At 68.4% G+C, this 15,002-nt stretch carries 16 protein-coding genes and 1 pseudogene; 11 read left to right on the top strand and 6 right to left on the bottom strand.

Going from position 1 to position 15,002, the window contains the following annotated elements; all coding sequences use genetic code 11:
* Complete coding sequence (hrcA, locus tag GGR47_RS08085) at positions 1 to 1,041, bottom strand: heat-inducible transcriptional repressor HrcA (protein WP_147037382.1); 1,041 nt, start codon at positions 1,039 to 1,041, stop codon at positions 1 to 3.
* Between the two features lie 223 nt (positions 1,042 to 1,264).
* Here hrcA and rph point away from each other — a divergent pair, with 223 nt between their 5' ends.
* From rph to GGR47_RS08070, 3 genes are all read left to right on the top strand, one after another.
* Positions 1,265 to 1,978, top strand: coding sequence for a ribonuclease PH (gene rph, locus GGR47_RS08080; protein WP_043060486.1), 714 nt, complete (start codon positions 1,265 to 1,267; stop codon positions 1,976 to 1,978).
* Positions 1,975 to 2,601, top strand: coding sequence for an RdgB/HAM1 family non-canonical purine NTP pyrophosphatase (gene rdgB, locus GGR47_RS08075; protein WP_183949495.1), 627 nt, complete (start codon positions 1,975 to 1,977; stop codon positions 2,599 to 2,601). Before rph ends, rdgB begins: the two co-directional genes overlap by 4 nt.
* Before the next feature lie 220 nt (positions 2,602 to 2,821).
* Positions 2,822 to 3,448: a GNAT family N-acetyltransferase gene (locus tag GGR47_RS08070; protein WP_147037386.1), complete on the top strand. Its 627-nt coding sequence runs from the start codon at positions 2,822 to 2,824 to the stop codon at positions 3,446 to 3,448.
* 136 nt (positions 3,449 to 3,584) lie between these two features.
* Here GGR47_RS08070 and GGR47_RS08065 read toward each other — a convergent pair whose 3' ends face one another.
* Positions 3,585 to 4,160, bottom strand: a complete 576-nt coding sequence (locus GGR47_RS08065) for a CAP domain-containing protein (RefSeq protein WP_147037385.1) — start codon at positions 4,158 to 4,160, stop codon at positions 3,585 to 3,587.
* A gap of 12 nt (positions 4,161 to 4,172) precedes the next feature.
* Between GGR47_RS08065 and hemW the strand changes: the two genes are divergently transcribed.
* Positions 4,173 to 5,333 carry a radical SAM family heme chaperone HemW gene (gene hemW / locus GGR47_RS08060; RefSeq protein ID WP_147037384.1) on the top strand — a complete coding sequence of 387 codons (1,161 nt, stop codon included), beginning with the start codon at positions 4,173 to 4,175 and terminating at the stop codon, positions 5,331 to 5,333.
* A gap of 317 nt (positions 5,334 to 5,650) precedes the next feature.
* Here hemW and GGR47_RS08055 read toward each other — a convergent pair whose 3' ends face one another.
* Positions 5,651 to 6,856 carry a penicillin-binding protein activator gene (locus GGR47_RS08055; protein WP_183949494.1) on the bottom strand — a complete coding sequence of 402 codons (1,206 nt, stop codon included), beginning with the start codon at positions 6,854 to 6,856 and terminating at the stop codon, positions 5,651 to 5,653.
* Here GGR47_RS08055 and rsmI point away from each other — a divergent pair.
* Positions 6,855 to 7,715, top strand: coding sequence for a 16S rRNA (cytidine(1402)-2'-O)-methyltransferase (gene rsmI, locus GGR47_RS08050; protein WP_147036737.1), 861 nt, complete (start codon positions 6,855 to 6,857; stop codon positions 7,713 to 7,715). The genes GGR47_RS08055 and rsmI overlap by 2 nt on opposite strands.
* A 363-nt stretch (positions 7,716 to 8,078) precedes the next feature.
* On the opposite strand, the gene GGR47_RS08045 is transcribed toward rsmI, so the two are convergent.
* The gene (locus GGR47_RS08045; RefSeq protein WP_147036738.1) at positions 8,079 to 8,534 is read right to left on the bottom strand and encodes a hypothetical protein; all 456 of its coding nucleotides are present in this window, start codon (positions 8,532 to 8,534) and stop codon (positions 8,079 to 8,081) included.
* 9 nt (positions 8,535 to 8,543) lie between these two features.
* On the opposite strand from GGR47_RS08045, the pseudogene GGR47_RS08040 reads away from it, so the two are divergent.
* From GGR47_RS08040 to GGR47_RS08020, 5 genes and pseudogenes are all read left to right on the top strand, one after another.
* Positions 8,544 to 8,735 (top strand): annotated as a pseudogene (locus GGR47_RS08040) (YraN family protein); the annotation flags it as partial.
* 65 nt (positions 8,736 to 8,800) lie between these two features.
* Positions 8,801 to 9,244, top strand: coding sequence for a hypothetical protein (locus GGR47_RS08035; RefSeq protein ID WP_147036740.1), 444 nt, complete (start codon positions 8,801 to 8,803; stop codon positions 9,242 to 9,244).
* A 3-nt stretch (positions 9,245 to 9,247) separates the two neighbouring features.
* Positions 9,248 to 9,625, top strand: coding sequence for a YraN family protein (locus tag GGR47_RS08030; RefSeq protein ID WP_167509769.1), 378 nt, complete (start codon positions 9,248 to 9,250; stop codon positions 9,623 to 9,625).
* 576 nt (positions 9,626 to 10,201) lie between these two features.
* The gene (gshB, locus tag GGR47_RS08025; RefSeq protein WP_147036741.1) at positions 10,202 to 11,197 is read left to right on the top strand and encodes a glutathione synthase; all 996 of its coding nucleotides are present in this window, start codon (positions 10,202 to 10,204) and stop codon (positions 11,195 to 11,197) included.
* Between the two features lie 23 nt (positions 11,198 to 11,220).
* A complete protein-coding gene (locus tag GGR47_RS08020) occupies positions 11,221 to 11,823 on the top strand; it encodes a DedA family protein (RefSeq protein WP_147036742.1) in 603 nt (200 codons plus the stop codon).
* Between the two features lie 199 nt (positions 11,824 to 12,022).
* On the opposite strand, the gene GGR47_RS08015 is transcribed toward GGR47_RS08020, so the two are convergent.
* Positions 12,023 to 12,892, bottom strand: a complete 870-nt coding sequence (locus GGR47_RS08015; RefSeq protein WP_147036751.1) for a tyrosine recombinase XerC — start codon at positions 12,890 to 12,892, stop codon at positions 12,023 to 12,025.
* A 113-nt stretch (positions 12,893 to 13,005) separates the two neighbouring features.
* Between GGR47_RS08015 and GGR47_RS08010 the strand changes: the two genes are divergently transcribed.
* Entirely contained in the window at positions 13,006 to 14,463 is a 1,458-nt protein-coding gene (locus GGR47_RS08010) for a sensor domain-containing diguanylate cyclase (RefSeq protein ID WP_147036743.1), read from the top strand.
* Here GGR47_RS08010 and GGR47_RS08005 read toward each other — a convergent pair.
* Positions 14,460 to 14,963, bottom strand: coding sequence for a CcdC protein domain-containing protein (locus GGR47_RS08005; RefSeq protein WP_147036744.1), 504 nt, complete (start codon positions 14,961 to 14,963; stop codon positions 14,460 to 14,462). The two genes, GGR47_RS08010 and GGR47_RS08005, sit on opposite strands and share 4 nt — an antisense overlap.
* Between the last annotated feature and the right edge of the window lie 39 nt (positions 14,964 to 15,002).

Raw genomic sequence — 15,002 nt, 5'->3', positions numbered from 1 at the left:
TCAGCCCATCAAACGGGCAAGCGTTGCCGCCGTGAAATCCACCATGGGCACGACGCGCGCATAGTTCAACCGCGTGGGGCCGATCACGCCGACCACGCCGACCACCCGCCCACCGGGTCCGCGGAACGGCCGCGCGATGACGGAGCTGCCCGACAGCGCGAACAATTTGTTCTCCGCGCCGATGAAGATGCGCGTCGCATCGCCCGCGCGCGCACTGTCGAGCAGCTGCGCGATCTCCTGCTTGCCCTCCAGATCGTCGAGCAGGTCGCGCAGGCGTTCCAGGTCGGCGGCGGCGGCGGCATCGATCAGCCGCCCCTGCCCGCGCACGATCAGCACCGGGCGGCGCGCATCGTCCTCGCTCCACACAACCAGCCCCGCCTCGACCAGCGCGCGCGCCGCGCCGTCCAGCGCGTGGCGATCGGCGGCCAGCTGCCGCTCGATCCGCGCCCGCGCCTCGCCCAGCGTCAGCCCGGCGAGCGTCGCGGTCATGTAATTGCCCGCCTCGATCAGCGCGGACGGGGTCATGCCCGCGGGCAACGCGATGACGCGGTTCTCGACGCTGCCGTCCTCGCTGACCAGCACCGCCATCGCCTGCGTCGCCGACAGGCCGATGAAACCGATCGAGCGCAACGGCACCTCGCGCTTGGGCACCATCACCAGGCCGGCACAGGCCGACAGGCCGGACAAGGCCGCCGTCGTCGCCGCCAGCGCCTCCTCCACCGGGCCATGGTGCCCGGCACGCGCCTCGATCGCAGCCCGCTCCTCCGCGGAGGGTTCGAGCGCCTGCATCATCCCGTCGACGAACAATCGCAGGCCGCGCTCGGTCGGGATGCGCCCCGCGCTGGTATGCGGGCTGGCGAGCAGGCCAAGCTCCTCCAACTCCTGCATCACGCCGCGAATGGACGCGGGCGACAGGTTCAGCCCGGAGGCCGCGGCGATCGTCTTCGACCCGACCGGCATGCCGCTCTCGACATAACCATCGACGACGGCACGAAAGATATCGCGCGCGCGGTCGGTCAATTCGGTGACGGGCGGAGCCATAGGTGCAATCTAGGGCAGTTTGCGGGGCGGGCAACTGCCCCTTCTTCGTCTCCTCTTCGTCACCCCGGCCGAAGAGCCGGGGTCCCGCTTCTTCCCCTCGTCCACGATAAAGCGGGACCCCGGATCACGTCCGGGGTGACGAAGGAAAAGGCACCAATAGCAACACCGCTGGCATCCCCCCGCCGTCCGGTCTATCGCCACGCCACATCCCAAGGAGACCTCCATGCGCCCCAGCGGCCGCGCGCCAGACCAGATGCGCGACATCACCATCACCCCGAACTTCACCCGCCATGCCGAAGGATCGGTGCTGGTCGCGTTCGGCGACACCAAGGTGCTCGTCACCGCCAGCGTCGAAGAGCGCGTGCCGCCGTTCCTCCGCGGCAAGGGCGAAGGCTGGGTGACGGCCGAATATGGCATGCTGCCCCGCGCCACGCACACCCGCGGCAACCGCGAAGCCGCCAAGGGCAAGCAGTCGGGCCGCACGCAGGAAATCCAGCGCCTGATCGGCCGCAGCTTGCGCTCGGTCGTCGACATGAAGCTGCTCGGCGAACGCCAGATCACGCTCGATTGCGACGTCCTCCAGGCCGACGGCGGCACGCGCACCGCGGCGATCTCTGGCGCGTGGGTGGCGCTGCGCCTCGCGGTCAACACTTTGCTCGCCAGCGGCAAGCTGACCGCGGACCCGATTCTGCAAAAGGTCGCCGCGGTCAGCTGCGGCATCCATCAGGGCACGCCCGTCCTCGACCTCGACTATCTCGAGGATTCCGCGGCGGATGCGGACGGCAATTTCGTCCTGCTCGAAAACGGCAACATCGCCGAAGCGCAGGCGACCGCCGAACACGCGACCTATGACGAAGAGGCGCTGCTCCGCCTGCTCCGCCTCGCCCGCATCGGCTGCGCAGAGATCTTCGCCGCCCAAGACCGGGCCGTGAAGTGAGCGGCGAGGGCGACATCCCCCAGGCGATCCGCAAACTGCGCCCCGGACAGCTGGTCATCGCCAGCCACAATCCCGGCAAGGTGCGTGAGATCGCCGAGCTGCTCGGCCCCTATGGCATCGAGCCGATCTCGGCGGGCGAACTCGACCTGCCCGAGCCGGAAGAGACGGGCACCACCTTCGTCGCCAATGCCGAGCTGAAGGCGCGCATCGCCGCCGACCTCAGCGGCCTGCCCGCGCTTGCCGACGACAGCGGCCTGTGCGTCGATGCGCTGGGCGGCGATCCGGGCATCTTCTCGGCACGCTGGGCGGGCGAATCGAAGGACTTCAACCTCGCGATGCGGCTGGTCGAGGACCGCCTGAACGAAGAGCCCGACATGGCGCGCTCGGCGCATTTCGTCTGCGCGCTCGCGCTCGCCTGGCCCGACGGCCATGTCGAATGGTTCGAAGGCCGCGTCGACGGCACGCTCGTCTGGCCGCCGCGCGGGGGCAACGGCTTCGGCTATGACGCGATGTTCCTGCCCGACAACGGCACCGAGACGTTCGGCGAGATGGACGCGGCCGCCAAGCACGCGATCAGCCACCGCGCCGACGCCTTCCGCCAACTCGTCGCCGCGGTGTTCTGAGGCAAGGGTGGGGCATGCTGGGACGCGAGACCCCGCCCCACCCCCTCCGTCACCCCGGACTTGGGTTCCCATCAAAGTATTACTTTGATGGGTTCCCTGCTCCGGGGTCCACCGGGCCGCAGGGGAGTGGCCGGAGCCTCCAGCCTCCCCCCTCGCCGCGGAGTGGACCCCGGACCAAGTCCGGGGTGACGGGGCGGAGCGGGCAAGGCCACCCCACCCCATGACGCCCGACCCCGCCCTCGTCCGCGGCTGGCTCGCCGCCCGCTCCCTCGCCCGCGGCCTCCCCGCACCCGTCGCGGACCATGGCGGCTGGCGCGTTGACACCGGCACCGAGCCCGAACGCCAGCGCTACGTCTTCGCCACAGCCGGCCCCGGCCTCGACCATCTCGCCGCGACGATCACCGAACCCGCCATCTTCCTCAAACTCTGCGCCGACGCCGCCACCTTGCGCGCGATCCTGCCGCCGCGCTGGACGATCACCGACACCAACCGCATGATGGTGACCGACGGCCCGCCGCCGCCCCGCCGCCCGCTCCCCGCCGGCTATATCGCCACCACCACGCACACCGCCGGCGTCGCCCATGTCGCGATCACCGGCCCGGCGGGCGACCTCGCCGCGAGCGGCTATGCCGCCGAACTGGACGACGTCTTCGTCTACGACCGCATCGTCACCGCCGAAGCCCACCGCCGCCGCGGTCTCGGCCACGCGCTGATGACGACGCTCGCCACCACCCGCCGCTCCCCCCGCGCGCAACAGATCCTCACCGCCACCGACATGGGCGCGGCGCTCTACGCAAGCCTCGGCTGGCGCGAATATTGCCCGTACACGAGCGCCGCGATCGTTTGAGTTCACGCGAAGACGCGAAGCCGCCAAGATGGGTCGAGCGCGGCAGCGCTCCCGCCCTGCGTGTCGCTTTCGATGAGACGCCGCTGTCGCAGCGAGCGATCACATCTTTGCGTCTTCGCGTCTTCGCGCGATGATATCAGAACGCCACCTGCCCGAACACATTCCCCGGCGGCGCATAGCGGCACACCAGATAGTCGTCGCTCCGATTACTCGCGATCGCGCAGCCGACCGCGGTCGATCCGCGCCACACCATCTGCGTATAATGCCCCACGTCCTGCCACCGCCCGGTCCGGCTGAAGTTGGGCGTCGGCAGGTTCACGAAGTCGCGCTTCTCCGCGATCCAATGCCCCGCCATCTCGTCGAACTGATACGCGCCCCGCGTGCCCGTCCACAGATTTTCGCCCTGCCGCCCCGGCCCCATCGGCTGCGCGGCATGTTCGAACCGCCCGGTCCGCGCCATCTCCTCGGCATAGCCGCGCGCCGAGCTGGCCAGCGTATCGCTCCACACCAACGGCGCCACGCCCACCTCGCCCCGCGCGCGATTGTGCGCGGCAAGCATCACCGACTTCAGCAGCACCGATCCGCGCGGCGCAGCGGACGCACTCACCCGCGGCTCGACCACCCGCTCCGGCCCCTCGGGCGCCTGCGCACAGGCCAATAACAAGAGCGGCAGCGCAAGCGCGCGGTAGCGTTTCGCGATCATCGCCGCCATATCGGCACCATCATGATCCCCGACAAGACGCCGGCAGCCCGGCCCCTGGCGCTCTACGTCCACTGGCCGTTCTGCGTTTCCAAATGCCCCTATTGCGACTTCAACAGCCACGTCCGCGAGAGCGTCGACCAGCAGGCGTGGCGCGACGCTTTGCTCGCCGACCTCGCGCATGAAGCCGCCGCGCTCCCCGGCCGCACGCTCGGCTCGATCTTCTTCGGCGGCGGCACGCCGTCGCTGATGCCGCCTTCGACCGTCGCAGCAATCCTCGACGCCGCGCAGACGCATTGGACGCCCGCCCCCGATATCGAGATCACGCTGGAGGCGAACCCCTCGTCGGTCGAGGCCGCGCGCTTCGCCGATCTCGCCGCCGCCGGCATCAACCGCGTCTCGCTCGGCCTGCAATCGCTCGACGACAGCGCGCTCGCCTTCCTCGGCCGCGCGCACAGCGTCGCCGAAAGCCTGCGCGCGCTCGACACCGCGCAGGCGCATTTCGCTCGCGTCAGCGTCGACCTGATCTATGCTTTGCCCGACCAGAGCCTCGTCGCGTGGGAGCGCGAACTCACCCGCGCGCTCGGCTTCGGCACCGAACATCTCTCGCTCTACCAATTGACGATCGAACCCGGCACCCGCTTCGCTACCGAAGCCGCGCAGGGACGCCTCACCATCCCCGATGGTGATAGCGCCGCCGACCTGTTCGAGATGACCCGCGCGATGACCGCCGCCGCCGGCCTCCCCGCCTACGAAACCTCGAACCACGCGCGTCTCGGCGCGGAGAGCCGCCACAACCTCACCTATTGGCGCTACGGCGATTATGCCGGTGTCGGTCCCGGCGCGCACGGCCGCCGCGACGGCCTCGCCACGCAGCGCCGCCGCAAGCCAGAAAACTGGCTGTCCGCCGTCGCGCGCAACGGCCACGGCCTCGAGGTGGAAGAGCCGCTCGCCCCCCACGACCGCGCCAGCGAAGCGCTCGTGATGGGCCTCCGCCTGCGCGAAGGCGTCGACCTGGACTATGTCGCGGCTTTGGCGGGCGGCACCGCCCCGATCGACTGGCCCGCGGTCGAGCGCCTGTCCCGCCAGGGCATGATCGCCCACGAAGGCCACCGCCTCCGTGTCACCGAAGCCGGCGCGCTCCTCCTCGATTCGATCCTGCCGCTAATTGTAACGGACGCCTAACCCCAATCCTCCCCCGCCAGGGGGAGGTGGCGCGGCGAAGCCGTGACGGAGGGGGAGGACACGGAGCAGGCGTTTCCTATCCGCCCCCTCCGTCAGCCTGACGGCTGCCACCTCCCCCTGGCGGGGGAGGACTGTCGTCACGCGGAGACGCGGAGGTGTAGCGCTTGCTGCCGCAGGCCATCTCCCTTCCCATCCTCGCCGCCTTTCGCGACCGAGCTTTAGAAAGCCGGCTTCGCCGCGGGCGCGACACCTCCGCGTCTCCGCGTCTCCGCGTGAACCAAACTCTTAGCGTCTTCGCGTCTTCGCGCGAAAACCCCTTACTTCCCAAACCCCGAAGGCGCCGGCGACACCGTCACCAGCCCGCCCGCCTGGATCTCCTGCACCTCCAGCGCCCGCTCCGCCACGCCATCGCGGCCGAAGCGGAACGCGCCGTCGATGCCCGCAAAGCCGTCGCCATCGCGCAGCTTGCCCTCGGGGAACGCGCGCCCCACCGGCCAGTCGCGCGCGATCCGCACCGTCAGCAGCACCGCGTCATAGCCCAGGCTCGACAGCCGGTACGGTCCGGCGTTGTAGCGCGCGCGATACTTGGCCGCATATTGCCGGTACAGCGTGTTGGACACGCTCGCGAACCACGCCCCGCTGAGCGTCGGCTTGGCTGCCAACCCGTTCTCCGAATTCCACAATTCGGTGCCCAGGATGCGCGTCGACGCGCCGCTGCCGCGCTTGATCAGCGGCGCCGCGACTGCCGCGGTCGTACCCGCATCGGCGACCAGCACCGCGTCATACGGCGCCTTCGCATTCAGCCGCGTCACCGCGCCCGTCACGCCGCCCGCGGTGCGGCCATAGGTTTGCAGCGACACCACCGATCCGCCCGCGCCCTCCACCGATCGCAGGAACGCGGTCGATGCGCGCTCGCCGTACAGGCCGTTGGGGATCAGGCCGGCAAAGGTCGAAACCCCGCGGCTGCGCGCATATTGCACGACGCGGTCGATCGACTGGCCGGGCACATAGCCCATCAGATACACGCCATTGCCCGCCACCGACACGTCGTTGGAAAAGCTCAGCACGGGCACGCCCGCCGCCTTGGCGATCGGCGCGACGGCGCGCACGTCGTCGGCCAGCAGCGGCCCCAGGATCAGCTGCGCGCCCTCAGCGATCGCACGCTGTGCCGCGGCACCCGCGCCGGTCGCGGTATCGTAATTGGTGATGCGCACCTTGTCGGTGCCGGTGTCGAGCACCGCCAGCATCGTCGCATTGGCGATCGATCGGCCGACGCCCGAATTGGCGCCCGACAGCGGCACCAGTAGCGCCACGCGGTTGCGCTGCGTGTCGCGCGGCAGCCCGGCCTCGACCGGCGCATCGGGCCGCTGCGCCTGCGGGCGGCCCGGCCGCGTCGGCGCCTCCACCGGTCCGCGCGGCACCACGGTGGAACAGGCCGCGAGCAGCCCCGCCCCCAGGATCGCCAGCCAGCGCTTGACGCCGCCGCCCTTCGCAGGCTGTCCAACCGCGCTCGCCTCTGTCATGACGTTCCCCGTGACCATCGTCGAAAATCCCCTACAGCCCGGTCTTTATATCGTTGCGACCCCGATCGGCAATCTTGCTGACCTATCGCCCCGCGCCGCCGACATCCTGTCGCGCGCCGACGTCGTAGCGGTCGAGGACAGCCGAGTCACCGCCGGCCTGCTCCGCCATATCGGTGCAAAGCGCCCGATGGTTCCCTATCACGACCATAATGCCGAAGGAGTCCGCCCCGGCCTGATCGCGCGCATGGGCACCGAAGCGATCGCACTCGTCTCCGACGCCGGCACGCCATTGATCTCGGATCCCGGCTACAAGCTCGTCCGCGACGCCCGCGCCGCCGGCCATACGGTGGTGACGATCCCCGGCCCTTGCGCCGCGATCGCCGCGCTGACGCTGGCGGGCCTGCCGACCGATCGTTTCCTGTTCGCCGGCTTTCTGCCGAGCAAGGCCAAGGCCCGCGCCGACGCCATCGCCGAAATCGCCCCGATCCGCGCGACGCTCGTCCTCTACGAATCCGGCCCGCGCCTCTCCGCCTGCCTCACCGCCTTGGCAGACGGCCTCGGCGACCGCGAGGCCGCGGTGACGCGCGAGATCACCAAACGCTTCGAGGAAGCGGTAACCGGCACGCTATCGACCCTCGCCACCCGCTACGCCGACGCAGCCCCCAAGGGCGAGATCGCCATCGTCATCGCCCCACCCGGCGAAGCCCCGCCCGCCGCGATCGAAGACGCCGACGCCGCTCTGGCCGACGCCCTCACCCGCCTACCGGTCGCAAAAGCCGCCGGCGAAGTCGCCAAGGCCTTCGGCCTGGACCGCAAGGAACTGTACGCCCGCGCGCTGGCGATGAAGGGGGAAGGTTAGACTTCAGAACGGCCGAAGGCGCGCCAGCCGATCGCATGCGTCACTGACCAGCGCGTCGTTCACCGATCTCTGCAGCGATCAACAGCAAGGCACCACCCGCCACACCCAAGCCCCACGCCACCCAATGCATCCGATCCGAATGCCGAAAAAAGGGCGCGGCAGCGATCACCACGGGCAACGGTGCCAGCCGTCGCACCCACCTCCAGTCTACCCGTGCGATCCAAGACATGACCCACGTATCCTCCCCGTGGCCGGCCGACGCCAACGCATTGCACTGTCCCACGAAGCGCGAATGCCTGTAAATTGGGAGGAAGGCGGAACGGCGGCTTTTGGAGCAATCGATCGATAAGCGGACGCGAGACCCTACTCTACGTCGCTGTATTCCTCCACAAGATGCAGGGTGTCTGCTCGATAGCAGTAAATTGGCACCCCTCCGACGCCGTCCTTAAGCCGCAACTGAATGCAGGTTTTGTTGGGGAAAGAGATGTAACGGGCGTATCGGTTCGACATAGCCGCCGACGGCGTCTCATGCACCTTCGTCGCCCACCGCTTGGCGGCATCCCGTGCCTGTGCGATCGACCCGTTCCAATCGGGTAAACGTCTCTCGCGCTCCAGCGTGCGCCACTCGCCAGTTTCATAGCCTACCGTGAACGTGCCCCCAATCACGAGCGCAGCGAGAATGATCCTTGATGCCCTATTCATGCACCCAAAAAGCATTTTCAACGTCCGGTTCCAAGATCGCGAAATGCCTTCGCGAACGGCGTGGATTGGGCGACACGAACCATCCAAAACCTTGCGACCGTCGGCGTACTGCGCCACCCTCCCCCCATGCTCCGCCCGCCCCGTCGCCGCACCACCCAGGCGCGCCAGTCCGCCGAAGCCGCTGGCCGACGGGCTGAACGGATCGCAGGCAGGTGGCTGCGGCTGAAGGGCTGGCGCATCCTCGATCGCCGCGTGCGTACGCCGGCCGGTGAGGTGGACATCATCGCCCGCCGCGGTGCGCTGATCGCCTTCGTGAAGGCGTGAATTACACCCCGCGGCGTTATCAACTTGCGGCATGGCGTTGAAGATGAGATTCAATTTACATGACGCCATCCGCTGCCGAGATCGCCCAAGAGTTTTTGTTGGCCGTGTGGGACAATGAAACGCCTTCTATCAAGGCGCTTAGCCAATCACTCGATAGGCTACTCGCTCGTTCTCACGATATTCCTTTCGCCGATTGCTCCGATGAGGATCGGGATCCTCCTAAGATCGATGTCCCTGCCCTCTACCAAGAGGTTGCCGTGCGATTCCCTGACCTTGGCTTGTATCCTGTAGCCGATCCGCTCGCCCCGCTCGATGATGAGAAAATGATGGCAGATGCCATTGATGACATTGCCGACATAACAAGGGATCTGCGCGAGGTGATATGGAGAGAGGCGCATCTCGGAGCCAGCGATGCGAATTGGTATTTCAGGCTTATGTTCTTCCATTGGGGTCGGCACGCGCGGGAGCTCTCCCTTTATCTACATGCCCGACAATTCGACTGACCGATGCAACGAACACCCACCAAAAGTATCGGGCAGCGACGCGAAGCCGAAGCAGCGGGTCGGCGTGGTGAGCGCCTTGCGGCATGGTGGTTGCGGCTGAAGGGCTGGCGCATCCTTGATCGCCGCGTGCGTACGCCGGCCGGTGAGGTGGACATCATCGCCCGCCGCGGTGCGTTGATCGCCTTCGTCGAGGTGAAGACCCGCGCCACCGCCGCCGAGCTCGATTTCGCGATCGACGAACGTCGCCTCGCCCGCGTCGCCGCGGCGGCGGAGGTGTTGATGCCGCGCTATGCGGGGCCGGGCGACGACATCCGCGTCGATGTCATCCTGCTCGCCCCCGGCACGCGGCCGCGGCACATCGAGAATGCCTGGATCGGCTGAACATGTTGGATCGCCGGCACCGCAAGTGACGGATCGGGCGACGAAAAACCGGCCCTGCTGTCCTACGCGCCCCGGCGCCGATAGCCTCCACCCATGCCCGTCCCGTCGCCCCGCCCCTCACCGCGTCCCGCGCACGGGCCCCAATCCATCCCCACCGCCCCAATCGTCATCCCAGCGCTGGCTGGGATCTTCCAGTTATCGCGCGCAGCAAGCGCCGCGAGAGACGCTAGCCTGCGCTGGGGTGACGATTTGCGGCAGCGGGACCACAGGTCGAAAGGCAGGACGATGCTCGCGCAGAGGCGCGGAGACCGCAGAGGGGTCGCGTCCGCCGTATCGGTGCGATCCCTCACCCCCGTCGGCTATAAAGCGGAACGCTGCGTCGCACGAACCACCTCCGCGCCCTCCGCGCCTCTGCGCGCAAACCCCTTGGCCTTCCTCACAAAAAAGACGTTCCGTCCCCCGCCTCCCGACAACGACGTACCGTCCACTTCGTCCACTTCCGCGCGCGCTCCGGGTGACATTCCACCGCCCGGCCCCTAAGTCCCACCCCGAACCAACCCACTCGCGAGTGTGCCCATGACCCTCACCGTCGCCGTCCAGATGGACCCGCTCGATCAGATCAATATCGCCGGCGATTCGAGCTTCGCGCTGATGCTGGCAGGCCAGGCGCGCGGGCACCGGCTGTTCCATTACCTCGCCGAGGACCTGAATTATGCCGACGGCCGCGTCTGGGCGAAGGCGCATCCGGTGACGGTGCAGCGCCCGGCGGCACCGGGCGCGGGCGACCATTTCCGCTTCGATGCCCCCGTCAGCCTCGATCTCGGCGGGCAGGCCGACGTCGTGCTGATGCGGCAGGACCCGCCCTTTGATCTCGGCTATATCACCGCGACGCATTTGCTCGAACGCATCGCCGATCGGACGCTAGTGGTGAACGATCCGCACAGCGTCCGCAACGCGCCCGAAAAGGTGTTCGTGCTCGACTATGCGCAGTTCATGCCGCCGACGCTCATCACCCGCAGCCTCGACGAAGCACGCGCCTTCCTCGCGCAGCATGGCGAGATCGTCGTCAAGCCGTTGCACGGCAACGGCGGCAAGGCGATCTTCCGCGTCGGCAGCGACGGTGCGAACCTGTCCGCGCTGATCGAGGTGTTCAACCAGACCTGGCGCGAACCGCATATGATCCAGGCGTTCCTGCCCGCGGTGGCGAAGGGCGACAAGCGGATCGTCCTGATCGATGGCGAGGTCGCCGGCGCGATCAACCGCCTGCCCGGCGAAGGCGAAATTCGATCGAACCTCGCGGTCGGGGGCTCGGCGGTGAAGACCGAACTGACGGACCGCGAGCGCGAGATCTGCGCCGTGCTTGGGCCGGAATTGAAGCGCCGCGGGCTACTGTTCGTCGGCATCGACGTGATCGGCGGCGAATGGCTAACCGAAATCAACGTCACCAGCCCGACCGGCATCGTCGCGATCCAGACCTTCGACGGCACCGACGTCGCCGGCCTGATCTGGGATGCTATCGAGCGCCGCGTCGCGCAGCGCGCATCGGATGGCGCCGCAGCGGAACGCGGCTGACCCCCGCGCCGTTACCCTGGGCCATGACCGAGTTCATCCTCAACGCCATCGCCCAGGGCGGCTATATCGGCATCTTCCTGCTGATGGCGCTGGAGAATATCGTCCCGCCCATCCCGTCGGAGGTGATCATGGGCCTCGGCGGCATGGCGGTGGCGCGCGGCGACATGGCGATCGTGCCGCTCGTGCTGTGGGGCACCGCCGGCACCACCGCGGGCAATTACTTCTGGTATTTCATCGGCCGCCACATCGGCTACCAGCGCTTCCGCCCCTTCATCGAACGCCACGGCCGCTGGCTGACGATGGAGTGGGAGGATGTCGAAAAGCTGCACCGCTTCTTCTGCAAGCGCGGCGGCGGCGTGGTGTTCGTGTTCCGCTTCATGCCCACCTTCCGCACGCTCGTGTCGCTCCCTGCGGGCATGACCTGCATGCCGCTGTGGCGCTTCCTCGTCTGGACCTTTGCCGGCAGCCTGATCTGGAACAGCATGCTCGCCGCCGCCGGTGTCTATCTCGGGTCGAATTTCGAGGCGATCGACCGCTATGTCGGCCCCGCCGCCGTCGCGCTCAGCGTCGCGATCGTCCTGGCCTACCTCTATCGCGTCGTCACCTGGAAACCCCGCGCACGATAGGATCGGCGAGCCGGTAAGGACCTGCAGGCGCTCAGAAATTCCATGACCGCTGTCCTACATTCACCCAATCCGCTAACGCCAGTCATCCGACATTCCCGCGTCATCGCGACGGAACAGCTCTTTCAATGGGTGCAACTACGGAAACGATCAGCCCGATCGTTTCGCCCAAGGTGTTCCTGTTACCCCTCTTCGCCGGCCATCACGCCCGCGGATGCGCATTCCGATAGACGTCCAGCAGATGCGCCGCATCGACGGCGGTGTAGATTTGCGTCGAACTGAGGCTCGCATGCCCCAACAGCTCCTGCAACGCGCGCAGGTCGGCGCCGCGGCCCAGCAGATGCGTCGCGAAGCTGTGGCGCAGCGCATGCGGCGTCGTCCGCTCGCCAAGCCCCAGCCGGGCCCGCGCCGCGCGCACCGATCGCCGGATCATCCCCGGCGACAGCGGCCCGCCCTTCACGCCGCGGAACAGCGGCTCGTCCGGCGCGGGCGCCCAGGGCATCTGCGCCGCATAGGCCTCCACCGCGACGCGCACCTGCGGCAGCAGCGGCACGATCCGCGTCTTGTCGCGCTTGCCGGTCACCGTTAGCGTCTCGCCCAGCGGCAGGACGCGCGCCGGCAGCGCGATTGCTTCACCGATGCGCAGCCCTGCGCCATACAGCAGCAGCAGCACCGCCCAGTCGCGCGCGCCCACCCAGGGTTCCGCCGCCTCGTCCGCCACCTCGCCGGCCAGCGCCATCACCTCGTCCGGCGCGATCGGCCGCGGCACGCCGGGTTTGACGCGGGGGCCGCGCAGCCGGGGCATCGCTGCATCGGGCGCCACGAACGCCAGGAACCCGCGCACCGCCGACAGCTCGCGCGCGGCAGAGGCATTGCCAAGCCCCTTACCGCGGCGCGCCGCCATAAAGGCGCGCAGGTCCGCCGCGCTTACCCGTGCCAGCGTCGCCGCCGTCGGCCGCTCGCCCCAATGCGCCTGCAGAAACGCGACCAGCCGCTCCGCACTGGCGCGATAGGCGCGTACGGTATGGGCCGACCGACGCCGGTCGCGCGCCAGATGCGCCGCCCATTGCATCGTCAGGGGCATGATTTCGGAGGAATCGGTCTCGCTCATTCCGTCGCGGTTGTGGCTCGGACCGCCCCGTGGGGGAAGGACATTTTAAGACCTTGGATGGCATGGGAAATGTCATGAACGATGCTGTCCTTCCCCCACAGGCGGCCTATGACGAAGCCGGTCGCCTGGCGGCGCTGCACGCGCTCAACCTGCTCGACAGCGAGCCCGAACGCGAATTCGATGCGGTGGTCGCACTGGCCGCAGAGCTGCTCGGCTGTCCCACCGCGCTGATCAGCCTCGTCGATCGCGAGCGAATCTGGGTCAAGGCGATGAACGCGCCGGGTCCGAACGAACTTGGGCGCAACGTCGCGATGTGCGACCGCACCGTGCGACAGAATGAGCTGATGGTCATTACCGACATGACGCTGGATGCGCACTATCGCACCAGCCCGGTCGTGACGGACGCGGGCAACCGCTTCTACGCCGGCGTGCCGATCCATGTCGTCGATGGCCAGGGCGTGACGCAGCCGATCGGAACGTTGTGCGTGCTCGATGTCGCGCCACGCTCGCTCAACGCGGCGGGCGAAGCGGCGCTGCGCCACCTCGGGACGCTGGCCGAGGTGCTGATCGCCGCACGGCGGAATGCGCTGGAGGCGATCCGCATCGCGACGACGGGCGAACAGCTGGTCCGCGACCTTGCGCGGCAGGACAAGATCTTCCGCCAGGCCGAACGCATCGCGCGGATCGGATCGTGGCGCCTGTCGCTCGGCGATTCGCAGCTCGAATGGTCCGAAAACGTCTTTCGCATCCACGGCGTGCCGTCCGGCGACCAGCCGCCGCTCAGCAAGGCGCTAGAATTTTACCCGCCGTATATGCGCGACCAGATTTCGGAAACAATCAGCCGCACGGTGCGGACCGGCGAACCCTTCGACTTCGAATCCGCGCTGCACACCGCTGACGGGCGGCTGTTGCAGGTCCGCGCAGCGGGCGAGGCGGAGCGCGGCGAGGACGGCAGCGTCCAGGCGCTGGTCGGCGTGTTCCAGGACATCACCGAACGCCATCGCCTCGAAACACAGCTGCGCCGCTCGGCCGACACCGACGCGCTGACCGGCATCGCCAACCGTGCCGCCTTCGACCGTGAGCTCGATGCGGCGATGACCCGTGCCCGCACCGACGGCAGTCCGCTGATGCTGATGCTGATCGATCTCGACGGGTTCAAGGCGATCAACGATGCGCTGGGCCATGATGCGGGCGACGACGTGCTGCGCCTGACCGGCGCGGCGCTGACCCAGCCGTGGTTGCGCGACTGTTTCGCGGCGCGGATCGGCGGCGACGAATTTGCCCTGATCGTCACCGCACCCGCGCTGATCGCCGATCCGGAACGGCTGTGCCGCGGCCTGGAAGCCGCGCTGCGCGTCCCCGTCACCGCCGACGGCATCACGATGACGAGCGCGGGGTCGATCGGCCATGCGATGTTCGATACCGACTGCCACTCGCTGCGCGACTTCGCCCGCCGCGCCGACGCGATGCTCTACGCCGAAAAGCGCAAGCGCATCGGCCGCACGCCCACGGCACAACGGCGCGCGGGTTAGCGCGCCGCCTCCAGCATGCGCTTGCCGCGCAGGTACATCTCCAGCCGCTGCGCCGCGAACAGGCCGAGCGCCAGCGCCATCAGCACGTCGGTCGCCGCCATTGGATCGAACGCGCCGCCGCTATAGCTCATCGCCCCCCGCGCCCCGCTGCGCACGACGATGAGGACGACGATGAACAGCAGCGCGGCGGGCGACGACGTCTGGTTCAGCCGATGCGTTTCGGGATCGAACACGATCCGCATCATCTTCCCCCGCTGCCAGCCCAGCGCCGCGCCAAGCCCCAGCGCCAGCAGGCAGAAAAGCCACGCCAGCCCCTTGGGCGGGTGCATCGCAAAGGCGAAGACGACGAGTGCGGCATAGGCAGCGGGCAGCATCCACAGCCGCTCCAGCTTCAGCGGCGTCACGCGGCTCATTCGCTTCCACCGGATCGCCACGACGATCGCGATGACGACGAACGGGATCGCATAGCTGATCCAGCCGCCCGCCTGATGTACTTGCATACGCTACCCCTGCCCTGTTCGGGCGAAGGGTAGCGAGGG

Source organism: Sphingomonas aquatilis (genome assembly GCF_014196115.1).
Taxonomy (GTDB): Bacteria; Pseudomonadota; Alphaproteobacteria; order Sphingomonadales; family Sphingomonadaceae; genus Sphingomonas; species Sphingomonas aquatilis.
This window is presented reverse-complemented; position numbering and strand designations above follow the sequence as displayed.